The organism is Denitratimonas organivorans, from assembly GCF_037478135.1.
In the GTDB taxonomy this organism is placed as follows: domain Bacteria; phylum Pseudomonadota; class Gammaproteobacteria; order Xanthomonadales; family Xanthomonadaceae; genus Denitratimonas.
This window is the reverse complement of sequence record NZ_JBBHDV010000005.1, coordinates 86773-110210: the sequence shown is the minus strand read 5'-3', so window position 1 is coordinate 110210 and position 23438 is coordinate 86773. Positions and strand designations below refer to the sequence as shown.

General features: G+C 65.6%; 24 protein-coding genes. 9 read left to right on the top strand and 15 right to left on the bottom strand.

Going from position 1 to position 23438, the window contains the following annotated elements:
- Positions 1-63: 63 nt before the first annotated feature.
- The 5 genes from petA (at position 64) to WDB66_RS07120 (ending at position 3771) form a co-directional block, all read left to right on the top strand.
- Positions 64-666 (top strand): ubiquinol-cytochrome c reductase iron-sulfur subunit, encoded by a 603-nt coding sequence (gene petA / locus WDB66_RS07140; RefSeq protein WP_339397853.1) that lies wholly within the window; start codon positions 64-66, stop codon positions 664-666.
- Positions 666-1922, top strand: a complete 1257-nt coding sequence (locus WDB66_RS07135; RefSeq protein ID WP_339397852.1) for a cytochrome b — start codon at positions 666-668, stop codon at positions 1920-1922. Before petA ends, WDB66_RS07135 begins: the two co-directional genes overlap by 1 nt.
- A complete protein-coding gene (locus tag WDB66_RS07130) occupies positions 1915-2634 on the top strand; it encodes a cytochrome c1 (protein WP_339397851.1) in 720 nt (239 codons plus the stop codon). Before WDB66_RS07135 ends, WDB66_RS07130 begins: the two co-directional genes overlap by 8 nt.
- Positions 2635-2710: 76 nt before the next feature.
- Complete coding sequence (locus WDB66_RS07125; protein ID WP_339397976.1) at positions 2711-3346, top strand: glutathione S-transferase N-terminal domain-containing protein; 636 nt, start codon at positions 2711-2713, stop codon at positions 3344-3346.
- The gene (locus WDB66_RS07120) at positions 3343-3771 is read left to right on the top strand and encodes a ClpXP protease specificity-enhancing factor (protein ID WP_339397850.1); all 429 of its coding nucleotides are present in this window, start codon (positions 3343-3345) and stop codon (positions 3769-3771) included. The genes WDB66_RS07125 and WDB66_RS07120 overlap by 4 nt, the downstream gene beginning before the upstream one ends.
- 77 nt (positions 3772-3848) lie before the next feature.
- Here WDB66_RS07120 and WDB66_RS07115 read toward each other — a convergent pair whose 3' ends face one another.
- Complete coding sequence (locus WDB66_RS07115; protein WP_339397849.1) at positions 3849-4211, bottom strand: DUF3301 domain-containing protein; 363 nt, start codon at positions 4209-4211, stop codon at positions 3849-3851.
- A 164-nt stretch (positions 4212-4375) separates the two neighbouring features.
- Here WDB66_RS07115 and WDB66_RS07110 point away from each other — a divergent pair, with 164 nt between their 5' ends.
- From WDB66_RS07110 to WDB66_RS07100, 3 genes are read left to right on the top strand one after another with little or no spacing between them, the layout of a single operon-like run.
- Positions 4376-6742 (top strand): bifunctional serine/threonine-protein kinase/formylglycine-generating enzyme family protein, encoded by a 2367-nt coding sequence (locus WDB66_RS07110; RefSeq protein WP_339397848.1) that lies wholly within the window; start codon positions 4376-4378, stop codon positions 6740-6742.
- Positions 6743-6752: 10 nt separating this feature from the next.
- Entirely contained in the window at positions 6753-7553 is an 801-nt protein-coding gene (locus WDB66_RS07105; protein WP_339397847.1) for an FHA domain-containing protein, read from the top strand.
- Positions 7554-7578: 25 nt separating this feature from the next.
- Positions 7579-8064, top strand: coding sequence for an HIT family protein (locus tag WDB66_RS07100; RefSeq protein WP_339397846.1), 486 nt, complete (start codon positions 7579-7581; stop codon positions 8062-8064).
- A 53-nt stretch (positions 8065-8117) separates the two neighbouring features.
- On the opposite strand, the gene asnB is transcribed toward WDB66_RS07100, so the two are convergent.
- From asnB to frr, 13 genes are all read right to left on the bottom strand, one after another.
- Positions 8118-9803, bottom strand: coding sequence for an asparagine synthase B (asnB, locus tag WDB66_RS07095; RefSeq protein ID WP_339397845.1), 1686 nt, complete (start codon positions 9801-9803; stop codon positions 8118-8120).
- 209 nt (positions 9804-10012) lie between these two features.
- A complete protein-coding gene (gene rnhB / locus WDB66_RS07090; protein WP_489670835.1) occupies positions 10013-10648 on the bottom strand; it encodes a ribonuclease HII in 636 nt (211 codons plus the stop codon).
- Positions 10599-11759 (bottom strand): lipid-A-disaccharide synthase, encoded by a 1161-nt coding sequence (lpxB, locus tag WDB66_RS07085; RefSeq protein ID WP_339397843.1) that lies wholly within the window; start codon positions 11757-11759, stop codon positions 10599-10601. The genes rnhB and lpxB overlap by 50 nt, the downstream gene beginning before the upstream one ends.
- Before the next feature lie 23 nt (positions 11760-11782).
- Entirely contained in the window at positions 11783-12571 is a 789-nt protein-coding gene (gene lpxA / locus WDB66_RS07080) for an acyl-ACP--UDP-N-acetylglucosamine O-acyltransferase (RefSeq protein ID WP_487931473.1), read from the bottom strand.
- On the bottom strand, positions 12571-13044 hold the full coding sequence (gene fabZ, locus WDB66_RS07075; RefSeq protein WP_339397842.1) for a 3-hydroxyacyl-ACP dehydratase FabZ: 474 nt from the start codon (positions 13042-13044) through the stop codon (positions 12571-12573). Before fabZ ends, lpxA begins: the two co-directional genes overlap by 1 nt.
- Positions 13045-13198: 154 nt before the next feature.
- Positions 13199-14215 (bottom strand): UDP-3-O-(3-hydroxymyristoyl)glucosamine N-acyltransferase, encoded by a 1017-nt coding sequence (gene lpxD, locus WDB66_RS07070; RefSeq protein ID WP_339397841.1) that lies wholly within the window; start codon positions 14213-14215, stop codon positions 13199-13201.
- 1 nt (position 14216) lies between these two features.
- Positions 14217-14765 carry an OmpH/Skp family outer membrane protein gene (locus WDB66_RS07065; RefSeq protein ID WP_339397840.1) on the bottom strand — a complete coding sequence of 183 codons (549 nt, stop codon included), beginning with the start codon at positions 14763-14765 and terminating at the stop codon, positions 14217-14219.
- A gap of 28 nt (positions 14766-14793) precedes the next feature.
- Positions 14794-17151, bottom strand: coding sequence for an outer membrane protein assembly factor BamA (gene bamA / locus WDB66_RS07060; protein ID WP_339397839.1), 2358 nt, complete (start codon positions 17149-17151; stop codon positions 14794-14796).
- A 167-nt stretch (positions 17152-17318) separates the two neighbouring features.
- Complete coding sequence (gene rseP / locus WDB66_RS07055; RefSeq protein ID WP_339397838.1) at positions 17319-18674, bottom strand: RIP metalloprotease RseP; 1356 nt, start codon at positions 18672-18674, stop codon at positions 17319-17321.
- A gap of 5 nt (positions 18675-18679) precedes the next feature.
- Positions 18680-19882: a 1-deoxy-D-xylulose-5-phosphate reductoisomerase gene (locus WDB66_RS07050; RefSeq protein WP_339397837.1), complete on the bottom strand. Its 1203-nt coding sequence runs from the start codon at positions 19880-19882 to the stop codon at positions 18680-18682.
- Entirely contained in the window at positions 19867-20673 is an 807-nt protein-coding gene (locus WDB66_RS07045; protein WP_339397836.1) for a phosphatidate cytidylyltransferase, read from the bottom strand. The genes WDB66_RS07050 and WDB66_RS07045 overlap by 16 nt, the downstream gene beginning before the upstream one ends.
- Complete coding sequence (gene uppS / locus WDB66_RS07040; protein ID WP_339397835.1) at positions 20670-21428, bottom strand: polyprenyl diphosphate synthase; 759 nt, start codon at positions 21426-21428, stop codon at positions 20670-20672. Before uppS ends, WDB66_RS07045 begins: the two co-directional genes overlap by 4 nt.
- Before the next feature lie 86 nt (positions 21429-21514).
- On the bottom strand, positions 21515-22072 hold the full coding sequence (gene frr / locus WDB66_RS07035) for a ribosome recycling factor (RefSeq protein WP_339397834.1): 558 nt from the start codon (positions 22070-22072) through the stop codon (positions 21515-21517).
- A gap of 184 nt (positions 22073-22256) precedes the next feature.
- On the opposite strand from frr, the gene WDB66_RS07030 reads away from it, so the two are divergent.
- A complete protein-coding gene (locus tag WDB66_RS07030; RefSeq protein ID WP_339397833.1) occupies positions 22257-22607 on the top strand; it encodes a zinc ribbon domain-containing protein YjdM in 351 nt (116 codons plus the stop codon).
- Between the two features lie 45 nt (positions 22608-22652).
- Here WDB66_RS07030 and pyrH read toward each other — a convergent pair whose 3' ends face one another.
- The gene (gene pyrH / locus WDB66_RS07025; protein WP_339397832.1) at positions 22653-23384 is read right to left on the bottom strand and encodes a UMP kinase; all 732 of its coding nucleotides are present in this window, start codon (positions 23382-23384) and stop codon (positions 22653-22655) included.
- Between the last annotated feature and the right edge of the window lie 54 nt (positions 23385-23438).

The window sequence follows — 23438 nt, the reverse complement described above, 5'->3', positions numbered from 1 at the left end:
AGCCACCCCAATCGCCATGGCTGTCATCCGGAATCCAACTTCAGCGTGACTGTGGAGAGCCGAATGGCTGACCAAGGCGTCAATACTGGCCGTCGCCGATTCCTCACCGCCACAACCGTGGTGGTGGGAGGCGCAGGTGCAGCAGTGGCTGCAATCCCGTTCCTCAAGACCCTCAAGCCCAGTGCCCGGGCGCAGGTGGCCGGTGCGCCGGTGACCGAGGACATCAGCCGGCTCGAACCGGGCCAGCGCATCGTGCTGCAGTGGCGCGGCCAGCCGGTGTGGATCATCCGGCGCACGCCGGAGATGCTGGCCACGCTGCCGACCCAGGCCAGCCGCTTGCGGGATCCGGATTCGGACAATCCCGAGCAGCAGCCCGAATACGCGCGCAACGAGCACCGCTCGATCAAACCGGATCTGCTGGTCCTGGTCGGCACCTGCACCCATCTGGGCTGCTCGCCGACGTTCCGTCCGGAAATGATCCCCGAGCCGTTCGATTCCGAATGGCAGGGCGGTTTCTACTGCCCGTGCCACAACTCGCGCTTCGACATGGCCGGACGCGTTTATGAGGGTGTGCCGGCACCGACCAACCTGGCCGTGCCGCCACACCGTTACCTGGACGACAACCACATCCAGATCGGCGTCAATCCTGAAGAAGGAACCGCGTGATGAGCAATATTCTCGTGCGGGCCGCCAATGGCGCCGTCGACTGGTTCAATGAGCGCGCTCCGGGCTTCATGCCGTTCTACCGGAAGCACATGTCCGAGTATTACGCGCCGAAGAACTTCAACATCTGGTACATCTTCGGCATCCTGGCCACCGTTGTGCTGGTCAACCAGATCGTCACCGGCATCTGGCTGACGATGAACTACAAGCCCAGTGCCGCCGAGGCGTTTGCCAGCGTCGAATACATCATGCGCGACGTGGAGTGGGGCTGGCTGATCCGCTACATGCACAGCACCGGCGCCTCGATGTTCTTCATCGTGGTCTATCTGCACATGTTCCGTGGTCTGATCTACGGCAGCTACCAGAAACCGCGCGAGCTGGTCTGGGTGCTGGGCATGTTCATCTTCCTTGCGCTGATGGCCGAGGCCTTCTTCGGCTATGTGCTGCCGTGGGGCCAGATGAGCTACTGGGGCGCGCAGGTGATCATCAACCTGTTCGGCGCGGTGCCGGTGATCGGGCCGGAGCTGACCGAGTGGATCCGTGGCGACTATCTGGTTTCCGATGCCACGCTGAACCGTTTCTTCGCACTGCATGTGATCGCGCTGCCGCTGGTGATCCTGCTGCTGGTTGCGCTGCACCTGTTCGCGCTGCACGAAGTGGGTTCCAACAACCCCGAAGGCATCGACATCAAGAAGAGCCCGAAGGGCAACCGCTGGTCGGCCAACGCACCGGCCGATGGCGTGCCGTTCCATCCGTACTACACGGTGAAGGACACGTTCTACGTCGGTTTCTTCCTGATCGTGTGCGCCTTCATCCTGTTCTTCGAGCCGACCCTGGGTGGCCTGTTCCTGGAGCATGACAACTTCGTCGAGGCCAACCCGCTGGTGACGCCCGAGCACATCAAGCCGGTGTGGTACTTCACGCCGTATTACGCGATGTTGCGCGCGATCCCGGACAAGCTGCTGGGCGTGGCGACGATGGGTGGTGCGGTCATCATCCTGATCTTCCTGCCGTGGCTGGACCGCAGCCCGGTGCGCTCGATCCGCTACCGTGGCTGGCTGACGAAGATCCTCATCGCGATTTTCGTGGTCGCGTTCGTCTGCCTGGGCTGGCTGGGCCTGCAGTCCGGCAGCACGGCGCAGACCTGGGCTGCGCGGATCTTCACCTTCTACTACTTTGCCTTCTTCATCACCATGCCGATCTGGACGCGTATCGACGCGACCAGGCCGGTTCCGCAGCGGGTGCCCGAGCATGACTAAGCGACTGATTGCATTCCTGCTGGCATTTTCGCCCGCACTGGCCCTGGCGGCCTCCGGCGGCGCGCTGCAGTCCAGCCAGATCAACCCGAACGACACCGCCTCGATGCAGCGCGGCGCGGCATTGTTCATGAACTACTGCGCCGGCTGTCATTCGCTCGGATTCCAGCGCTATTCGCGCATGGCCGAGGATCTGGGGCTGAGTGAAGAAGAGGTGATGCAGAATCTGGTATTCACCGGTGCCAATTACGGCGAGCCGATGCTGTCGGCGATGAAGCCGGAAGACGGCGAAAAATGGTTCGGCACCGCACCGCCGGACCTTTCGCTGGTGGCGCGCGCCAAACTGGGCGGCGCCGACTGGACCTACACCTTCCTGAAATCGTTCTACGTCGACGAATCGCGCCCCAGCGGCTGGAACAACACCGTGCTGCCCGGTGCCAGCATGCCGAACGTGCTGTGGGAGATGCAGGGCGTGCAGCGTCCGATTCTCGATGGCAACGGCCAGGTTGAACGGCTGGAAGTGGCTTCGGCCGGCACGCAGAGCCAGGCCGAATTCGACCGCACCGTGCGCGATTTGACCAATTTCCTCAATTATGTTGCCGAACCCTCAGCGGCCAAGCGTCGCTCGCTCGGGGTGTGGGTTATCCTGTTCCTGTCCGTGTTCACGCTGCTGGCGTGGCTGCTGAAGCAGGAATACTGGAAGGACGTGCACTGACGGCAGGGTTCCCGTTGCCGCAACGGGAATCTGCTTGCCGACCTGATCATCCGGAGCCGGGAGGCGATATATGGTGGTGGCAGCGAGTCCGCGAACGCGCAATACCCTGACCCTGTTCTCCGCGCGTGACTGCGTGGTGTGTCACCGGGTCCGGCTGGTGCTGGCAGCCAAGGGGGTCAACTATGAAATGGTGCCCGTTGACCCCTCCAGCCCGCCCGATGAACTGATCGAACTCAACCCCTACCATTCGGTGCCAACGCTGGTGGACCGTGATCTGGTGCTGTACGCGGCCTCGGTGGTGTCCGAATTCCTCGATGAACGTTATCCCCACCCGCCACTGATGCCGATCGATCCGCTCTCGCGTGCGCGCCTGCGCCTGGCGATGTTGCGCATCGAGCACGAATGGGTGCCGCAGATCCAGGCCATCCAGCATGGCGCCAAGAACCAGGCCGATGCCGGTCGCAAACATTTGAAGGATCTGCTGCTGGCCTCGCTGCCGTTGTTCAAGGCCTCGCGCTTCTTCCTGAATCAGGAAATGAGCCTGGCCGACTGTGCGATGGCCCCTATTGTCTGGCGCCTGCCGGCGCTGGGGATTTCCTTGCCAAAGGACGCCAAAGTGATCGAGGAGTACGGGCAGCGTATTTTCCGCAATCCCGGTTTCGCCCGCAGCCTGACCGCCGAAGAGCGCGCACTGGGTGAATTGCCGGCATGAGTGGAGCGGCGATCCAGATGACCTCCAACCGTCCCTACCTGATTCGCGCGATGTACGAGTGGATCGGCGACAACGGTCTGACGCCGTATCTGCTGGTGGACGCCGATTCGCCCGGGGTACAGGTGCCGACCAGTGCGGTGCGTGACGGCAAGGTGGTACTCAATGTCGCGGCGCGTGCGGTGTCACAGCTGGAACTGGGCAACCAGAGCATCCATTTTCTGGCACGTTTCGGCGGTGTCAGCCAACTGGTGGAGTTTCCGGTCACGGCAGTGCAGGCGATCTACGCGCAGGAAACCGGGCAGGGCATGATGATGCCGCCCGAATCGGCCGATGGCGAAGGCGTCGAACCGCCGCCCGAATCCGATCCACCCGCGCCGCAGGAACCTGCCGCGCGCCGTGGAGCGCATCTGCGCGTGGTCAAGTGACAGCACGCCAGGTGTGGCGGGAGTCGCTCAGATTGTCTTGAATGGAAGCACCACGCTGCTGCCGGCAGCAGCGCGATTCAGCCTTTCGGCAACCAGAGCGTGACCGGCGGCGGGGGAGCGACCGGTTCCACCGCTTCGGGTGGCGGCGGCATGTGGATCCAGCGCAGTTCGCGTCCATGCAGTTCCAGGTGTCCCCGATGCCGATCGTGGCCATTGGTGGAGAAATCGAAACGATAGCGCCGCAGCGGCCGGATCCAGCCATCGGCGGCGCGGCGCAGGCTGATCCGTTCCAGCATCACCGTATGGTCCAGCCACTGCACCCGGCTTTCCTCGCAGGCGCGACGGCCATAGTGCGATGCCAGTTCACTGGCAGCGCGCGCGCTCATCCAGCCCAGGGCGATGCTGCCGAAGATGGCCAGCGCAATGATTGCCGACAACATGTCCACATCCGTCCTCCACGCGATGACCAAGCATGGGGGCGGACGGCGCAACAGGCAATGGCACAGACGTCGATGCTGGCAGGCCGGTGGGCACGGGATACAATCGGCGCAAGGTCGGGCATTGTGGGCGCAGGCCGTTCGGCGGCATGACTCGGGCGAGAGGAATGGAAGGCGTACTGGATTTTCCCGGCTACAGCGTGATGGGTGTGATCGGACGTGGCGGCATGGCCACGGTCTACCGCGCGCGCCAGGACATGCTGCACCGCGAGGTCGCGCTGAAGGTGCTGATCCCGGCGCTGGCGGCGGATCCGGCCAATGCCCAGCGTTTCCTGCAGGAAGCCCGGATGCTGGCTTCACTCAGCCATCCCCATGTGGTGCCGGTTTACGACGTGGGCGTGACGCCATCCGGCAAGCATTATTTCTCGATGCAGCTGCTGGAAAATGGCGACTTTTTCCAGCGCCTGCAACGAGGGGTGGGCGAAGCCGAGCTGGTGCGGGTACTGTCGGCGGTGGCCGATGCGCTGGCCTATGCGCATGCGCGCGGCTATGTGCATCGCGATGTGACGCCGGCCAACATCCTGTTCGACAGTGACGACAAGCCTTATCTGACCGATTTCGGCATTGCCCGTGCGATGGCGCTGACTTCGCGCATCACCGCCTCGGGCCTGTCGGTGGGCACCAGCCATTACATGAGTCCGGAACAGGCGCGCGGCTCCGAAGTCGATCCGCGTTCGGACATCTACAGCCTGGGTGTGCTGTGCTACGAGGCGCTGACCGGCAAACCGCCGTTCGAAGGCGAGGACGGCTTTGCGGTGGCCTATTCGCATGTGCACGATCCGGTGCCGCCGCTGCCTGAACCACTGGCCAAATGGCAGCCGCTGATCGACCGCTGCATGGCCAAGGATCCGGCCGAGCGTTTTCAGGAGTGCGGCCAGTTCATCGAGGCACTGCGCGGTATCGCGTTCGCCCCGCGCGCGCCGGTGGCAAAACCGCCCAGGCCGATCACCAGCACGGAGATTCCGGCGGTTGACCATGTTGTCAGCTTCCCGGATCCGGATGATGCGGCTGATCCGGCGAAGATGACTCCGGCGTTGTCACCCGGAGCTGTAGCTTCGCAGGCCCTGGTGCCGAGCGATGAGGAGCAGGATGCCAGCGATGCACAACCGGCGTGGCTGGGCCCGGCTGCCGGGGTGCTGGGGCTGCTGCTGGTGCTCGGCCTGTTTGCATGGAAGCCGTGGGAACGCCAGGCAGCGGCGCCGCTGGCGACGGATGCGGCTGCCGGAGCCGTGCCCGCAGGCGCAATGGACAGCGGCGTGGAGAACGTGACCTTGAACGCCGTCGAGGCGGAACGTGTTTCCGCCAGCGACGATGACGTCGGGCTGGATGCCTCCGCGATGCATGGTGTCCAGGACCCGGTCGAAACACTGCTGCAGCAGGCGCGCCAGGATCTGGCCGCGCGCCGTTACACCTCGCCGCCGGGACGCAATGCGCTGGAGCGCTATCTGCTGGTGCAGCGTTTCGAGCCCGGCAATACCGATGCCCGCGCCGGTATCGAACGGGTCGCCGGCGCCTATCTGCTGCTGGCCGACGAACATGCCGGCGATGACGATCCCTCGATGTGGCTGGGCTATCTGCAACGTGCCGAGGAACTGGGAAAACAGCACCAAGTGCCGGGTGTCGAAGCCGGCGCGGTCGAGCGCCGCAAGACCCGGGTAGCCGAACTGGTGGAGCAGGCCGAAGCGGCGGTACAGGGTTGGGAGCGGGAACGCGCGGTACTGTTGTACGAGCGCGCGCTGAGCATGGAGCCAGGCGAAGCGGCGTTGGAAAGCGCACTGGCGCGCGCACGCAATATCGGCCGCAGCGGCTTCGCCTTCCATGACGGCAGCGGCGCCCGGCGCGGGCCGGAAATGGTTGTGGTCGGGAAGCTGGCCTTCAGCCGCACGCCGGTCACCCGTGCGCAGTTCCAGCGTTATTGGGCGGCTGCCGGCGAGCAGCGCTTCGGTGCCAGCCTGCCAAGCTGCCGTGACCGGGAATCGCTGTTCCGCAGCCGCAGCCATACCTTCCTTTCACCCGGTTTCAGCCAGGCCGACAACCACCCGGTCGTCTGCGTCAGCGCCGCGATGGCCGATGACTACGCGCGCTGGCTGTCGCAGGGCAGTGGCAAGGTCTACCGGGTGCCGGCCAGCGCCGAACTGCTCGCAGCCGGGGTTGGTTTCGCCGATGACTGCACCGCCAATGTGCGTGATGCGGCCTACCGCGCGCAGTTCGGCGGGCGTGACGCGCTGGCCTGCAATGACGGCCACGCTGCCACCTCGCCGGTGAGCGCCTTCCGCGCCGGACGCGGCGGCCTGCGCGATCTGGGCGGCAATGTGCGTGAATGGAGTGCCGATTGCGTCGGCGGTGCCTGCCGCGAACGCATCGTGGTGGGCGCCAGCTGGCACTCGCCACGCGGTGATGGCGGGGCGCAGTCCTTCCCGGCAGACACCGGATTCAATACCATCGGCTTTCGTGTCGTGCGGCAAATCGAATGAAGGGTTCCGGATGAAACTGTTTTTCCCCAATGGTGAACACCCCCAGGTGCTGCTCGGAGCGGGCAGCCAGGAGGTGGGTAGTGCGGCCGGCCTTGCGGTGGTCCTGACCGCGTCCGATGTGCTGGAGCGGCACGCCGAACTGGTGCGCCAGGGCGAGGAGGTCACGGTGCGTGCGCTGGCGCCGGAGGCCAGCATCAGCGTCAATGGCCAGCCATTGGCCGACCACGGCACCGGCTCGTTGCGGGCTGGTGATCTGGTGACGTTCGGCAGCGTGCAGGCGCGCGTAGTGGAAGTGGAGAAGGCCGGCCTTGCCGCCGCGCCGCCGCGTCCGCAGCCGGTCGATGACATCAGCGCCACGCGGGTGCGGGTGGCAGTGCCGCGCTTCGTGCTGCGCGGTGTATCCGGGGCGGCTTTCGGCAAGACCTATCCGGTCATGGCGCAGCAGGTCATCGGGCGCCAGTCCGATTGCGACATCGCGGTGCCGAGCGAGGAAATTTCGCGCCGCCATGCGCAGGTGCGGCCGGTGCCGGAGGGCCTTCAGGTTGAGGATCTGGGCTCGTCCAACGGCACCTTCATCAATGGCAAGCGGGTGCAGCAGGGCTTGCTGAAGCCGGGCGAGGAGCTGCGCCTGGACAATATCCGCTTCCTGCTGGTGGCGCCCGGTGCGGAGATTCCGCAGGTCTCGCGCCTGGCCAAGGAGCAGGAGCCGGTGGCAAACGAAAAGACCGGTTCGGCGATCGGCTGGATTGCCGCCACGGTCGCGGCGCTGGCCGCAGCCGGTGCGGCAGGCTATTACCTGTTCCTTGTCTGAGCCAGGGCCAGCGCAGGCCCGACCTGTGTCCGGAAACCCGGAGGCGGGCTGCATCTTCTGCGCGATCCTGGATGGTCGCGCAGAAGCCAGTTTCGTGCATCGCGACGAGCTGTGTTCGGCCTTCATGACGATTGAGCCAGTCAACGCGGGGCATGTGCTGGTGGTGCCCAATGCCCATGCCGACAACCTGCTGGACATGCCGCCGGCCACGGCGGCGCGGATGATGCAGGTGGCGCAGAAGGTGGCGGCGGCGTTCTTTCCCGCCGGGCTGGGCGGCGAAGGCTTCAATCTGATGATGTGTAATGGCGAGGCCGCCGGGCAGACGGTGTTTCACGCGCATCTGCATGTCAGTCCGCGCCATGCCGGCGACGGCTTTTCGTGGACCTTGCCGGCACACTGCGCGCAGCCGCCCGCGCGCGAACAGCTTGATGCAGTGGCGCTGCGACTGCGTCGGGTGCTGGAAATGGCACCGGATGCTGCGCCAGCAACGGCGGCCAACCTGGACAGCTGACATCCACCGGAGCATCGGCGATCGGTGCGGATTCCTGCCTCAAGATTCCTGCGTCAATACGCGTCGTTGTGGACCGACTGCACGGCGCGGCCGGACGGATCCACGACGTTTTTCAGGCTCGGATCCCAGTCCAGCGCGGTGGCGGTGGAGCAGGCCACGGACGGGCCGCCGGGTACGCACTCGGCCGCGAACGGCTGCGGGAAGTGGCGCTCGAACAGGCTGCGGTAGAAGTACGCTTCCTTGGTCAGCGGGGTGTTGTGCGGGAAGCGGAAACGGGCGCTTTCCAGTTCCTGATCGCTGACCTGCTGTTCGGCGTGGGCCTTGAGCGAATCGATCCAGGAATAGCCCACACCATCGGAGAACTGCTCCTTCTGCCGCCACAGTACCGAATCGGGCAGATAGCCGGCGAAGGCTTCGCGCAGGAACTGCTTTTCGATGCGCCCGCGCTGCTTGCCGGACAGCTTCACTTCCGGGTCCAGCGACATCGCCGCATCGATGAAACCCCGGTCCAGATAGGGCACACGCGCTTCCACGCCCCAGGCCGACATCGACTTGTTGGCGCGCAGGCAGTCGAACAGGTGCAGGTCGTCAAGCTTGCGCACGGTTTCCTCGTGCAGCGCCTGCGCGCTGGGTGCCTTGTGGAAATACAGATAGCCGCCGAACAGCTCATCCGAGCCCTCACCGGAAAGCACCATCTTGATGCCCATCGCGCGGATGCGGCGCGCCATCAGGTACATCGGGGTGGAGGCGCGGATCGTGGTGACGTCGTAGGTTTCCAGGTGGTAGATCACGTCCGACAGCGCGTCGATGCCTTCCTGCACGGTGAAATGCAGTTCGTGGTGCACGGTGCCGATATGCGCGGCCACTTCGCGTGCGGCTTTCAGGTCGGGCGAATCGGCCAGGCCGATGGCGAAGCTGTGCAACTGCGGCCACCAGGCTTCGGTCCTGCCGTCTTCGTCCACGCGCCGGGCGGCGTACTTCTTGGCAATCGCCGCCACCAGCGAGGAATCCAGCCCGCCGGACAGCAGCACGCCGTAGGGCACGTCGCTCATCATGTGGCTGCGCACCGCTGCTTCCAGCGCATGGCGCAGCGCGCCGCGGTCCGAGTCGGCGCCGGCCACGCTGGCGTAGTTGCGCCAGCCCGGGTTGTAGTAGGGGCGCGGTCCGGCTTCGCCGCTGAGCCAGAAATGCCCCGGCGGAAATTCTTTTGCATCGCGGCAAAACTGCGCCAGCGCCTTCAGTTCGGAGGCGACGTGGAAATTGCCCTGTGCGTCGTGGCCGCAGTACAGCGGGATGATGCCGATCGGGTCGCGCGCCACCAGCCAGCGGTCATGCGCGGCATCGCGCAGCACAAAGGCGAACATGCCTTCAAGGCGGTTCAGCCATCGGCCGATCGCTTCGGCGTCGCTGCCGGCACGGTACAGCGGCAGGATCACTTCACAGTCCGAATGGGTCTGGAAATCGTAAGAGGACTCGTGTTCGGCGCGGAGCGTGCGGTGGTTGTAGATCTCGCCATTGACCGCCAGTGCGAGGGCTCCGTCGGCGCTGCGCAAGGGCTGGGCGCCACTGTCCACACCGACGATGGCCAGGCGCTCATGAACCAGGATCGCGCGCGCATCGTCGTAGACGCCGGACCAGTCCGGGCCGCGGTGGCGCATCAGGCGCGATTGCTCCAACGCTTGGGCGCGCAGCGCGGCCGGGTCGGATGTGATGTCGAGGATGCCGAGGATCGAACACATGGCGGCGCGTTGCCTGTTGCGGGAAGTGAGGCCCGATGCTATCAGTCTGCGGGCCGATTGTGCAGTGCGGCATGAAATGGATGAAATCAGGCTGTTTCGGGGCGCAGGGGTGCCCGATAGGCGGCTGGCACGAGGTTCCGTGCGGCGTGCCCGGCATATTCCCCAGCTTTTCGTAGATGAAAAGGAAAGCCGTGCCCGGGTTGCGGCTTTTACGCTCCGAACAGATCGCGTTCGCAGGCCAGCTTCACCGGTGCGAAGCTGCGGCGGTGGTCGGGGCAGGGGCCGTGTTCGCGCAAGGCAGCCAGGTGTTGGGCGGTGGGATAGCCCTTGTGGCGATCGAAGCCGTAGTGCGGGAAACGCTGATGCAGTTCCAGCATCATGCGGTCGCGCGTGACCTTGGCCAGGATCGAGGCGGCGCCGATGGCGGCATCGCGGGCATCGCCGCCGACCCAGGCTTCGGCGGCGCAAGGCAGGTCGGGTGGAATGCGGTTGCCGTCGATGCGTGCCAGTGCTGGTGAAACGGCAAGCCCACGCACGCATTCGCGCATGCCGTGCATCGTGGCCTGGAAAATATTGATCTCGTCGATCAGTGCCACCTCCACCACGCAGATGTGGAAGGCCAGCGCCTGTTCGCGGATTAGCGGAAACAGCGTTTCGCGACGGCGTTCAGTCAGCGCCTTGGAGTCACCGATGCCGTCGATGGGGCGGGAAGGGTCGAGGATCACTGCCGCGACCACCAGCGGGCCGGCCAGCGGACCGCGTCCGGCTTCATCGACACCGGTGATCAGCGCGGACTCATTCATCCAGCAGGCCGGTAATCGCGTCGGTGGCGCGGGCGGATGCATCGCAGCGCAATTGCGCGTGGATCGCGGCAAAGCGCGGCTCCAGCTCGGCGATGCGGGCAGGGCGGGTGAACCAGTCCAGCACGGCGGCGGCGATTTTTTCGGGGGTGCAGTCGTGCTGCATCAGTTCCGGCACCACTTCTTCACCGGCCAGCGCGTTGGGCAGGCTGTAGCGCGCAGTTTTCAGCAGGCCCAAACCCTTGACGATGGCGTAGGTCAGGCCGGAAATGCGGTAGGCCACGACCATCGGGCGCTTGGCCAGCATCGCTTCCAGCGTTGCGGTGCCCGAGGCCAGCAGCACCACGTCGGCGGCGATCATCGCTTCGCCGGCACGTCCGTCGATCAGGTGCAGCGGCACTGGTGACGGGGATTGTTCCAGTGCGCGGCTGATCTCTTCGCGGCAGGCGGCATTGGCGGCGGGCAGTACCACTTCCAGTGCCGGCATGGCTTGGGCGATATGCGGCAGCGCGGCCAGGAACTCCGGCAGCAGGCGCCGGATTTCGCCCAGCCTGCTGCCGGGCAGCAGCGCTAGCACGGGAACATCCGTGCGCAATCCGAGCGCGTTGCGCGCGGCGACGCGATCCGGCTGCATCGGCATCGCATCGGCCATCGGATGGCCGACAAAGCGCGCATCCACACCGTGGCGGGCATAGATCGGCGGTTCCATCGGAAACAGGCACAGCACCCGGTCCGCGCTCCGGCCGATCTTCGCGGCGCGCCCGGCGCGCCAGGCCCAGACCGACGGGCTGACGTAGTGCACGGTGCGCAGGCCGCGCTGTTTGAGCCAGCGTTCCACCGGCAGGTTGAAGTCGGGTGCGTCGATGCCGATGAACACGTCCGGCTGCCAGTCCAGCAGGCGCTGCCGGAAACCCTTGCGCAGTTTGAGCAGGCGCGGCAGGTGGGCCAGCACTTCGGCCAGCCCCATCACGGCCAGTTCGGAACAGTCGTGCCAGGCATCCAGGCCTTCGGCGCGCATTTTCGGCCCGCCGATGCCGGCAAAGACCGCATCGGGAAAACGTTCACGCAGACGTGCGATCAATTCCGCACCCAGCAAGTCGCCGGAGGCTTCTCCCGCGCACAGGGCAATGCGAGGCGCGCGTGTCCGAGTCTCCATTCGCGGATCCCCGATTCCGGCCGTCAACGCAGCAACGGGCGTTCGCTGCCGGCGATGAAATCCAGCATCGATTGCACATCGGTGCTGTTGCTGGCCATGCGGGCCAGTTCCGTCTTGGCATGTTCCAGTTTGGCCTCGCCCATGTACAGCGCACGGTAGGCGCGCTTGATCGCGGCGATGCGATCCGGTTCGAAGCCGCGCCGCTTCAGGCCCTCGGTATTGATCCCGCGCGGGCGCGCGTAGGAGTCCTGCGCCACCATCAGGAACGGCGGCACATCGCCGTTGACCAGCGCCCCCATGCCGATGAAGGCGTGGTCGCCGATGCGGCAGAACTGGTGCACGCCCACAAAGCCGCTGAGGATCACCTGGTTGCCGATGTGCACATGTCCGGCCAGTGTGGCGTTGTTGGAAAAAATGCAGTCGTTGCCGACCACGCAATCGTGCGCGATATGGCAATAGGCCAGCAGCCAGTTGCGGTGCCCGACGCGGGTGATGCCGCTGCCATCGCCGGTGCCGCGGTTGAGCGTGACGAACTCGCGCACCATGTTGTCGTCACCGATCACCAGTTCGACCCGCTCGCCGCGGTATTTCTTGTCCTGCGGCTCGCCGCCGATCGCGGCATGGCCGTGGAACACGTTGCCCGAACCGATCCGGGTCGGGCCCTGCACGCTGCAGTGCGGCCCGAAACGGGTGCCGTCGCCGATTTCCACATCCGGGCCGATCCAGCAGAACGGCCCGACCTGCACGCCCTGGCCCAGCCGCGCGGCCGGATCGACATGGGCACTGGGATGGATCAGCGTGGCGCTGGACATCAGGAATTCCGTTCGGCGCAGAGGATCTCGGCGCAGGCGGCTTCTTCGCCGTCGACCAGCGCGCGGCAGGCGTACAGGCCCATGCGGCGCAGCATGCGCTTCTGTTCCACTTCCAGCACCAGCTGGTCGCCGGGGCCGACCATGCGCGAGAAACGCGCCTTGTCGACCTTGACCAGATAGGACGGATTCGGCTCCTGGGTGTTGTCCGGATTTTCCGATAGGCGCGTCAGCAGACCGCAGGCCTGCGCCATCGCTTCGATGATCAGCACGCCGGGCATTACCGGGTGGCCGGGAAAGTGGCCCTGGAAGAACGGCTCGTTGATCGAAACGTTCTTGAGCGCGGTCAGACGCTGGTGCGGAACCAGCGCGGTGATGCGGTCCACCAGCAGGAACGGATAGCGGTGCGGCAGCAAGGCATTGATGCGGTTGACATCGACGGGCAGGTCGACGGCCGGAGCGGTCTGGGTGGTCAAATGGAAACTCCTTGGCGCGGGCCCGGACAGCCGGCCGGGCGGGCCGCGCATGATCGCATGCACCCGCATCGGCTTCCAAACCCGTGTTGTCGTATTGTCTGCTGCAAGCCGCGGTGGCGTGTGGTGGCGATGCCGCGCGCCGTGTCCGAACGGATCAGTCGCTGTTGCTGTCGCGGCTGCGGCGGGCGGAACGGTCGAGACGATTGAGGCGTGCCAGGGTGCGGTGCCAGCTGCGGGCTTCACGTGCCGGAATCGTGGCGCTGTAGACGCCGGGTTGTGTGATGGACTGGGTCACCAGGCTCATCGCCTGCACCGTGACCTTGTCGGCGATCGCGAGATGCCCGGCAACCCCGGCACCGCCGCCGATCAGGCAATAGCGCCCGATCCGGGCCGAGCCGGCCACCGCGACGCAGCCGGCCATCGCGGTATGTGCGCCGACCACCACGTTGTGGGCGATCTGGATCTGGTTGTCCAGGCGCACATCCTCTTCCAGCACGGTGTCATCCAGCGCGCCCCGGTCGATGGTGGTGTTGGCGCCGATTTCGCAGTCGTCGCCGATGCGCACGCCGCCCAGTTGCGGCACCTTGATCCAGCGGCCTTCGTGCATGGCCAGGCCGAAACCGTCGGCGCCCAGCACCGCGCCCGGATGAATACGCACACGCCGCCCCAGCCGCACGCGCTTCACCAGCGTGACACGCGCTACCAGTTCGCAATCTGCGCCAACTTCGCAGTCCTCGCCGATGCTGCATCCCGGGCCGATGCGCGCGCCGGCGTGGATCCGGCTGCGCGCGCCGATGCTGACATGCGGGCCGATACTGGCGTCGGTGGCGATCTGCGCATCGGGCGCGATCACGGCGCTGGGATGGATGCCTGCGACAAAGGCTTCGCGCGGTTCGAACAGCTCGGCGATGCGTGCGAACGCGGTATAGGGATCGCGCGCCAGCAGCGCGTTGCCGCTCCAGTGCCCGGCATCCTCGGCGCGCAGCACCAGGGCGCCAGCGGCGCAGTGCGCCAGTTCGCGCCGATAACGTGGGTTGGCAAGAAAGCCCAGATGCTGCGGGCCGGCATTGGCCAGCGTTGCCACGCCGTGTACCGCGTGCTGCGGATCGCCGTGTACTTGCAGGTCGAAGCGTTCGGCCAGGGCCTTGAGGGTGAAAACGGTATGCGTCATGTCAGCGTCCCGGGGCCTGTTGGCGGCGCAGCCGGGCCAGGATGTCGTCGGTCAGGTCGATACGGCCGCTGACGTAGGCCACCGGGCTGGTCAGGATCAGGTCGTAGCCCTGTTCGCGGCCATGTTCGGCGATGGCGTCGTTGATCGCCGGCCAGGCGTTGTCGGTTTCCTCGTCGACACGGCTGGCCAGTTCCTCGCGCAGGCGCTGGCGGGTGCGTTCGATCGAGCGGCGCAACGAGTCGGCCTGGCGGGTGAGTGTGGCCTGTTCGTCGCTATCGCTGCTGCGTTCGATGCGCTGTTCCAGTTCGGCCAGGCGCGCGTTGTCCACGCGCAGGTCGGCGTCACGTGCGTCGAACTCACGCTGCAGCCGGCTGCGCGCCTCCAGGATCTGCGGGGCCTGGCTCAGCAGCCGCTGCATGTCGACGTAGCCGATCCGGGTGCTGCCCTGGGCCTGCGCCGCAGGCGCCATCAGGCACACGCACAGCAACAGCACCAGCACCGAGATCGGCCGGTACCGCTGGAGTGCTCGTGTGAGGGCGGATGCTGGCATGCACGGGACTCCCGGTCGCCTCCGCGGCTCAGAACTGGGTGCCGAACGAGAATTGCAGGCGTTCGGTCCGGTCGTCGCGATCGGTCAGGAACGGGTAGGCCAGGTTCAACACGATCGGGCCGACCGGGGCCTGCCACTGCAGCGAGACACCGACCGAGGCGCGGTATTCGCGGAACTCGAAATCGTCGGCATCGCGGTAGACGTTGCCGAAATCCAGGAAGGCCGACAGGCGGGTCTGGTCGGTGTCGAACAGGGTCGGAAAGATGGCCTCGATCGTGCCGGTGGTCTTCAGCGCACCGCCCAGTGCCTGGCGATAGTTGCTCAGCGCGCTGGTGGCATACGGGCCGAGGGTGTTGTCCTCGAAACCACGGATCGAGCGCACACCGCCAGCGTAGAAATTCTCGAAGAACGGCAGGCCGTCTGCCACCACGGTGCGCACCAGATTGCCGTCCTCGTCGTAGATTTCACGCGTGACCCGGTCGCCGTAGCTGTCGCCGTAGCCCAGCTCGAAATTGGTCAGCAGCACCAGGGCGCGATGCACCGGCCAGTAGCGCGCGTATTGGTAGTTGAGCTTGTAGTACTCGACCGTGGAACCGGGCAGGGTCAGCTCGGCGGCCACGCGCTGGTACGAGCCGCGGGTCGGGTTCCAGTAAGCGTTGCGCGAGTCGCGTGCCCAGGACAACTCGCTGCGCCAGGCGTTGAAGGTGCGGCGGTCGAGCGCATCGATATAGTCGATGATCGGCTGCGGCGTGACTCCCCAGGCCGGCGTGATGGTGTTGAAGTCGATGCCGAAGCTCAGGCCCACGGTATCGGTTTCGGTCAGCGGCAGGCCGAACACCGCGCGCGCCATGCCGCTGTCGGCGTAGTAGCTGGCGATGTTGAAGTCGCTGTAGTCCGACTCGCTGTAGGACAGGTTGTAGCCGACCGAGATGCCGTCGCGGGTGAAGTAGGGATCGAAGTAGCTGACGTCGAAGCGCTTGGAATAGTCGTTGTTCTGCACCGCCACGCCGACCCGGTTGCCCGTGCCCAGGAAGTTGTTCTGCGACACCGACAACGAGGTGATCAGACCGGCCAGCTGCGAATAGCCCAGGCCGATCATGAAGTTGCCCGACGTGGTTTCGGTGACGTTGAAGATCACATCGACCTGGTCGTCGGTGCCGGGAACGGCCGGGGTTTCGATTTCCACATCGCTGAAGAAGCCCAGCCGGTTCAGGCGGATCTTGGAGCGGTCGATCGCGGCCTGCGAGTACCAGCTGCCTTCGAACTGGCGCATCTCGCGCCGCAGCACCTCGTCGGCGGTGCGGGTATTGCCCTTGAACTGCACCTGGCGCACCTGCACGCGCTTGCCCGGTTCAACGAAGAAATTGATCTTGACGGTGCGCCCCTCGCGGTCAACTTCCGGCACCGGGGTGACGTTGGCGAAGGCGTAGCCGATGTTGCCCAGCAGCGCCATCATGTTGTCCGCGGTGATTTCCAGCAGGCGGCGCGAGAAGGTCATGCCGGGACGGACCAGCACCAGGCGCTCCATTTCCTCGACCGGGATCACCGTGTCACCGGTGACGATGGCCTCGGAGATCGAATAGACCTCGCCTTCGCGCACGTTGGTGGTCAGATAGACATCGCGCCGGTCCGGGCTGATCGAGACCTGGCTGGATTCGATGTCGAAATCGACATAGCCGCGATCCAGGTAATAGGAATTCAGGGTTTCCAGGTCGCCGGAGAGCTTTTCGCGCGAATACTGGTCGTCGCGCCGGTACCAGGACAACCAGTTGCTCTCGTCCGATTCCCAGCCCTTGCGCAGTTCCTTCTGCTCGAAGGTCTCGTTGCCGACGATGTTGATGTGGCGGATCTTGGCGGCCTTGCCTTCCTTGATGTCGATCTGGATATCGACGCGGTTGCGGTCCAGTGGCGAGACCGAGGGCTGGATCGAGACGTTGTACTTGCCGCGGTTGTTGTAGGCGCGGGTGAGTTCCTGCACCACGCGGTCCAGTTGCAGGCGGTCGAAGGTTTCGCCTTCGGCCAGGCCGATTTCCTTCAGGTTGCGGGTCAGCTCCTCGCTCTTGATGTCCTTGTTGCCGATCAGCGTGATCTTGTTGATCGCCGGACGTTCGGTCACGGTCACCACGAGGATGTCGTTCTGCCGCTCCAGCTTCACATCGTTGAAGAAGCCGGTGCGGAACAGGGCGCGGATGGCACGGGCCGCCGTGGCCTGGTCGACTTCGTCGCCGCGCTGCAGCGGCAGGTAGGTGAACACCGTGCCGGCCGAGATGCGTTGCAGGCCATCGACGCGGATATCGCTGATGGTGAACGGTTCCAGGCTCTGCGCGTGGAGCGGCGAAGCAAGCGCCAGTGAGGTGAGCAGCGGGACGATGGCGATACGCTTCATCATGACATCCGGAAAAAGGCGGCGCCGTAGCGCTGCACGTGGTGGGCAGAAAGGCAAGGAACAACGCGCCGCGGCGAATGTGCCACGAACGCGGGGCAATGGGCGAGGATCATGGGGAATGGTCTTCGGGCAGGGGATTCATCGGCTCGTCGGCGCCACGCAGCGGATCAGGACGACACCAGGTGCAGGATGTCGTTGTAGAACGCCAGGCCCATGAGCCCTGCCAGCAGGACCATGCCCACGAACTGGCCGGCGATCATTGTACGTTCGCTGACCGGACTGCCCTTGATCATTTCGATAAGGTAATACAGGAGGTGACCGCCGTCCAAGATCGGGATCGGCAGCAGATTCATGATGCACAGGCTCAGGCTCAGCATCGCCAGGAAGGACAGGAACCAGGCCAGGCCCATCTGCGCCGAGGCATTGGCGTACTGCGCGATGGTGATCGGCCCGTTGATGTTGTCCAGCGATACCGCGCCGCGCACCATGCGCCAGATGATGCCCAGCGTGGCGCTGGCCAGACGGCCGGTTTCCTCGAACGCGGCGCCGAGCGCCTGCAGCGGGCCGAAGCGCAGCAGAGCGTCATGTTCGGCGCTCATCGCCGGTGCGGAAATACCCAGCAGCCAGCGCGGCTGTTCGCCGCTGCTGTCCAGTTGCGGCTGGATGCGGGCTTCGTGGCGTTGGCCGTCGCGTTCGTAGAGCACCAGCAGTGGCGCGTTTTCGCCGGCCTGGACCTGCACCTGCGGGCCGATCTGGTCCCAGCTGCGCAAGGACTGGCCGCCAATCGATACCAGGCGGTCGCCGCCACGCAGGCCGGCCTGCGCCGCAGCGCTGTCCGGTGCGACGCCGCCGACCACCGGGTCGAGCAGGAACTGGCGCGGCACGATGCCGATCTCGCGCAGCGCGCGGCCCGGTGCGGGTGCCTCGGTGAAACCGCCCAGGTCCATCTTCAACTGCGCGCTGTCGCCGTTGCCGCGCATGACGTCCAGCGTGACCGGACGGCGGTCGATCGCGGCCGTGGCCAGCGCGATCTGGGCGTGCGTCCAGGTATCCATGCGCTCGCCGTCGATCGCCAGGATGCGGTCGTCCGGGCGCAGGTCGGCTTGTGCCGCCACACCCTGCACCTGGCCGACCAATGGCTGGAAATCAGCCTTGCCGATCACGAACATGGCCCACAGGAAGGCCACGCACAGGATCAGGTTGAACAGCGGCCCGGCCGCGACGATGGCAAAACGCTGGTAGACGCTCTTGCGGTTGAAGGCCTGGTCGAGCAGCACCGGCGGTACATCGGCCTCGCGCTCGTCCAGCATCCGCACATAGCCGCCCAGCGGAATCCAGCCGATCACGTACTCGGTACCGTCGCGGCCGACACGACGGAAAATCGGGCGGCCGAAGCCGACCGAGAAGCGCAGCACCTTGACCCCGCAGCGCCGTGCGACCCAGTAATGGCCGAACTCGTGGAATGTAACGAGGATGCCGAGGCTGACGATCAGCCACCAGATCCAACCTGCGTACTGGAACATCCGTGCTATGCCTCGCTACGTGTCAATTCGTCCGCCAACCGGCGGGCGCGTGCATCCAGGTCCAGCAGGAAAGCCAGATCGCCGTGGCCGCGTTCCTGCAATTGTGCCAGCGTGGACTCCAACACGGCGGGAATCCCAAGGAAACGCAACCGGCCCTGAAGAAAGGCTGAAACCGCGACTTCGTTGGCGGCGTTGAGCACGGTGGTGGCGGCCGGGCCTGCGATCAGCGCCTGTCGGGCCAGACGCAGGCAGGGGAAGGCGGACTCGTCCGGAGGCTGGAAATCCAGCCGCCCGATCGCGGCAAGATCCAGCGCCGGCACGCCGGCCTCGATCCGTTCCGGCCAGGCCAGGCCATAGGCCAGCGCGGTGCGCATGTCCGGGTTGCCGAGCTGGGCGAGGGTGGAGCCGTCCACATAGTCCACCAGCGAATGCACGATGCTTTGCGGATGCACCACCACGTCGATGGTCTCGGGTGCGGCATCGAACAGCCAGTGTGCCTCGATCACCTCCAGCCCCTTGTTCATCAAGGTGGCCGAATCGACCGAAATCTTGCGGCCCATGCGCCAGTTCGGGTGCGCGCAGGCCTGTTCGGGCGTGATGCCTTCCAGCTGCGTCCGGCTCCATCCCCGGAACGGCCCGCCCGAGGCGGTCAGCACGATGCGCCGCACGCCCGGCCGCGCGGCGGCGCCGATGGCGGTTTCGCCGGCCGGGCAGGGCAGGCACTGGTAGATTGCGTTGTGCTCGCTGTCCACCGGCAGCAGTTGTGCACCGGATTCGGCCACCGCCTGCATCAGCAGCGCGCCGGCCACGACGATGGCTTCCTTGTTGGCCAGCAGGATGCGCTTGCCGGCTTTTGCTGCCGCCAGCGTGGAACCCAGTCCGGCGGCGCCGACGATGGCCGCGACCACGGTATCGCAGGCATCCGAACCTGCGACATCGGCCAGTGCCTGCGCGCCCGCCATTGCGCGGGTGTCCAGTCCGGCATCCGCCAGCTTGTCCCGCAAGGCGGCGTAATGCGCCTCGTTGGCGATGATCGCGATGTCCGGCCGGAAACGCAGGCACAGCGCGACCAGTTCTTCCACATTGTCATGCGCACTCAGCACGCTGGCGCGGAAGCGCGCCGGATGGCGTGCGACGACATCCAGGGTGCTGCTGCCGATCGAGCCGGTGGCCCCGAGGACCGCAATCTGTCTCACAGCCCGAACCATGCCTTGAAGGTGGCGAACACCGGCAGCGCCGCCAGCAGGCTGTCGATGCGGTCAAGCACACCGCCATGGCCAGGCAGCAGCGAACCGGAATCCTTGGCCCCGGCCTGGCGCTTGATCAGGCTTTCGAACAGGTCGCCCAGCACCGATGCCAGCCCGGCGATCAGGCTGACCGCGATCAGGGTGGGCAGTTGCGGCAGCACCACGCCCAGCAACGGCGCCATCAGCATCGACAGCACTACCACGCCGAACAGGCCGCCCCAGAAACCGGCCCAGGTCTTGCCCGGGCTGATCGAAGGCGCCAGTTTCGCGCCACCGAAACGCCTTCCGGAAAAATACGCGAAGGTGTCCGCGGCCCATACCAGCAGCAGGCCATGCAGTGCCCACAGCGCGCCATCATCGTGCAGCAGCGCGAACGCGCACCAGGCCGGGATCGTCAGCAGCGCGCCCACGCCCAGCTTGAGGCTGCGGTTGCCCACGGTATCGGCCTTGCCGAATGCGGGCCTGCGCAACCACGCCAGCGCCGCCAGCCACCAGGCCACACCGGTCAGCACCACCCATGGGAACAGTTCCTTCCAGCCATACCAGGCCAGCCAGGCCATCGCGGCGGCATGCGCAAGCAGGATCAGCGCGCGCCCGGTCGGACTGGTGATGCCGACCAGCCGGGTCCATTCCCACAACCCGCCCAGCAGCGCTGCGGCGATCAGTGCCATCAGCACCGCCGGCGGCAGCCACAGGATGCAGGCCAGTACCACCGGCGCCAGCAGCAGCGCCGTGATCACGCGTTGTTTCATGCAGGAGATTCCTGTGCCAGTTGCTCGGAGATCATGCCGAAGCGGCGTTCGCGCCGGGCGAAGTCCTTCAGTGCCAGATGCAGGGCGGCACGGTCGAAATCCGGCCACAGGACCTCGGTGAAATACAGCTCGCAGTACGCCAGCTGCCAGAGCAGGAAATTGCTGATCCGCAAATCACCGCCGGTGCGGATGAAAAGATCCGGTTCGGGCAGATCATGCAGGCTGAAGAACGAGCCCAGCCGGGCTTCGTCGATGTCGTCGGGTGCCAGACGACCGGCCAGCACCTCGTGCGCCGCAGCGCGCGCGGCCTGCACGATGTCCCAGCGCCCGCCATAGTTGGCTGCGATGCACAGCGTCAGTTGCCGGTTGCCGGCGGTCAGGGTCTCGGCGCGGGCCATGCGGGTCTGGATATCCGGGCTGAACGCGCTGCGCTCGCCGATGAAGCGGATACGCACGCCGCGACGGTGCAGTTCATCCACTTCGCGATCCAGTGCACGCAGGAACAGCTGCATCAACGCCCCGACTTCCTCGGCCGGGCGGCGCCAGTTTTCGCTGGAGAAAGCGAACAGCGTCAGCGCCTGGACACCTTTCTCAAGGCAGGCATCGATGCAGATGTTGACCGCACGTGCACCGGCGCGATGACCGATGCTGCGCGGGCGATGGCGTGCCTTGGCCCAGCGCCCGTTGCCGTCCATGATGATCGCGATATGGCGCGGGGTGGGGGAATCGGGAGTCGGGAGTGGGGAGTCGTTCAAGAGCAGTCCAGGCACCTTTGGGCAAGCAGTGAAATGAGGAAGGCGATGGGGCGATTCCCCATTCTCCATTCCCTATTCCCGGACCATCACACCGCCATCAGCTCGTCTTCCTTGGCCTTGACCACGCCGTCGACTTCCTTGACGAAGCGGTCGGTCAGCTTCTGGATTTCCTCCTCGGCACGGCGCTCGTCGTCTTCGCTGATCGATTTGGCTTTCTGCAGTTCCTTGATCTGCTGGATGGCGTCGCGGCGCACGTTGCGGATCGCGACCTTGGTGTTTTCACCTTCGCCATGCACGTGCTTGCCCAGTTCGCGGCGGCGCTCTTCGGTCAGTGCTGGCAGATTGATGCGGATCACGGTGCCGGCGGTGTTCGGGGTCAGGCCCAGGTCGGAGGCATAGATGGCTTTTTCCACTGCCGCGATCATGCCTTTTTCCCACGGCGTGATGGTCAGCGTGCGGGCATCGCTGACCGCCACCGTGGCGACCTGCGACAGCGGCATGTCCGAGCCGTAATAGGCCACCTTCAGGTTGTCCACCAGCGCGCTGTTGGCACGGCCGGTGCGCACCTTGGTCAGTTCGTGGCGAAGCGCGTCGATCGACTTGGCCATGCGTTGCTGGGTGTCATTCTTGATTTCGTTGAGCATGGGCCGGATTCCGTTCTCTTTGCAGGATGGGTAATCGGAAATTATAGGCGAAAGCGGCCATCGTCCGCGCCGCAGTGCAGCGAAGCGGCTCCAGCCCTGCTGTGGACGCGGTGCTGCAGCGCTGGCACGATGGCCGGTTCACGCCACCGCGGCGTGCCGTCTGATGAACACCGAGAACTGCAACATGAGTCAATTGCCCGCCTGCCCAGAATGCGCTTCGGTCTACACCTACGAGGACCGGGGTCTGTACATCTGCCCGGAATGTGCGCACGAATGGTCGCCACAGGATCCCGCCGACAGCAGCGGTGCAGGTGGAGATGAGCGCGAGATCCGCGATGCGAACGGCACCGTGCTGGCCGACGGCGATACGGTGACCGTGATCAAGGATCTGAAGATCAAGGGCTCATCGCAGGTGGTGAAGGTCGGCACAAAGGTGCGCAACATCCGTCTGGTGGATGGCGATCACGATATCGATTGCAAGATCGACGGTATCGGCGCGATGAAGCTCAAATCCGAGTTCGTGCGCAAGGCCTGATGCCGCGGTGCGCCGGCAGGCCGCCGGCGCAGGAAAGAGAGTGCTTCAGTCGTTGCGGCCGTGCACCAGGGTGCCGATCGCCGCGCCCTGCACAATGCGCTTCAGGTCGCCCGGGCGGGTGATGTCGTAGATCCGCAGCGGGATGCCGGAATCGCGGCACAGCGCGATCGCAGCGGTGTCCATCACCTGCAGATCACGTGCGATCACATCGTCGTAGGACAGCGTTTCGAAGCGGCGTGCGTCCTTCTTCTTCTTCGGGTCGGCGTCGTACACGCCGTCGACCTTGGTGGCCTTGAGCAGCAGGTCGGCGCCGATTTCCACCGCCCGCAGAGCGGCGGCCGAATCGGTGGTGAAGAACGGGTTGCCGGTGCCGGCGGCGAACAGCACGATGCGGCCCTTTTCCAGATGCCGGATCGCGCGGCGCCGGATGTAGTCCTCGCACACGGCGTTGATCTTGATCGCGCTCATGACGCGCACGCTGGCACCCAGCTGTTCCAGCGCATCCTGCATCGCCAAGGCGTTGATCACGGTGGCCAGCATGCCCATGTGGTCGCCGGTGACGCGGTCCATGCCGGACGAGGCCAGGCCGGCGCCGCGGAAGATGTTGCCGCCACCGATCACCAGGCCGACTTCGATGCCATCGTCCTGCAGCTCGATGATTTCGCGAGCCAGGCGCACCAGCACCTCGGGATCGATGCCGTAATCCGCATTGCCCATCAGCGCCTCGCCGCTGAGTTTGAGGAGGATGCGGCGATAGGGCGCGTTGGCGGCGGTCATGGGAGGCTCCAGCGGGACAAAACGGCGAAATTGTAGCCGGTGGCGGGCGCGGCG

Excerpts from the sequence above, each read along its gene's own strand:
- petA (WP_339397853.1), top strand. The coding sequence starts at position 64 with ATGGCTGACCAAGGCGTCAATACTGGCCGTCGCCGATTCCTCACCGCC.
- WDB66_RS07135 (WP_339397852.1), top strand. The coding sequence starts at position 666 with ATGAGCAATATTCTCGTGCGGGCCGCCAATGGCGCCGTCGACTGGTTC.
- WDB66_RS07130 (WP_339397851.1), top strand. The coding sequence starts at position 1,915 with ATGACTAAGCGACTGATTGCATTCCTGCTGGCATTTTCGCCCGCACTG.
- WDB66_RS07120 (WP_339397850.1), top strand. The coding sequence starts at position 3,343 with ATGAGTGGAGCGGCGATCCAGATGACCTCCAACCGTCCCTACCTGATT.
- WDB66_RS07115 (WP_339397849.1), bottom strand. The coding sequence starts at position 4,211 with ATGTTGTCGGCAATCATTGCGCTGGCCATCTTCGGCAGCATCGCCCTG.
- WDB66_RS07110 (WP_339397848.1), top strand. The coding sequence starts at position 4,376 with ATGGAAGGCGTACTGGATTTTCCCGGCTACAGCGTGATGGGTGTGATC.
- WDB66_RS07105 (WP_339397847.1), top strand. The coding sequence starts at position 6,753 with ATGAAACTGTTTTTCCCCAATGGTGAACACCCCCAGGTGCTGCTCGGA.
- asnB (WP_339397845.1), bottom strand. The coding sequence starts at position 9,803 with ATGTGTTCGATCCTCGGCATCCTCGACATCACATCCGACCCGGCCGCG.
- rnhB (WP_489670835.1), bottom strand. The coding sequence starts at position 10,648 with ATGCATCCGCCCGCGCCACCGACGCGATTACCGGCCTGCTGGATGAAT.
- lpxB (WP_339397843.1), bottom strand. The coding sequence starts at position 11,759 with ATGGAGACTCGGACACGCGCGCCTCGCATTGCCCTGTGCGCGGGAGAA.
- lpxA (WP_487931473.1), bottom strand. The coding sequence starts at position 12,571 with ATGTCCAGCGCCACGCTGATCCATCCCAGTGCCCATGTCGATCCGGCC.
- lpxD (WP_339397841.1), bottom strand. The coding sequence starts at position 14,215 with ATGACGCATACCGTTTTCACCCTCAAGGCCCTGGCCGAACGCTTCGAC.
- WDB66_RS07065 (WP_339397840.1), bottom strand. The coding sequence starts at position 14,765 with ATGCCAGCATCCGCCCTCACACGAGCACTCCAGCGGTACCGGCCGATC.
- bamA (WP_339397839.1), bottom strand. The coding sequence starts at position 17,151 with ATGAAGCGTATCGCCATCGTCCCGCTGCTCACCTCACTGGCGCTTGCT.
- rseP (WP_339397838.1), bottom strand. The coding sequence starts at position 18,674 with ATGTTCCAGTACGCAGGTTGGATCTGGTGGCTGATCGTCAGCCTCGGC.
- WDB66_RS07050 (WP_339397837.1), bottom strand. The coding sequence starts at position 19,882 with ATGGTTCGGGCTGTGAGACAGATTGCGGTCCTCGGGGCCACCGGCTCG.
- WDB66_RS07045 (WP_339397836.1), bottom strand. The coding sequence starts at position 20,673 with ATGAAACAACGCGTGATCACGGCGCTGCTGCTGGCGCCGGTGGTACTG.
- frr (WP_339397834.1), bottom strand. The coding sequence starts at position 22,072 with ATGCTCAACGAAATCAAGAATGACACCCAGCAACGCATGGCCAAGTCG.
- WDB66_RS07030 (WP_339397833.1), top strand. The coding sequence starts at position 22,257 with ATGAGTCAATTGCCCGCCTGCCCAGAATGCGCTTCGGTCTACACCTAC.
- pyrH (WP_339397832.1), bottom strand. The coding sequence starts at position 23,384 with ATGACCGCCGCCAACGCGCCCTATCGCCGCATCCTCCTCAAACTCAGC.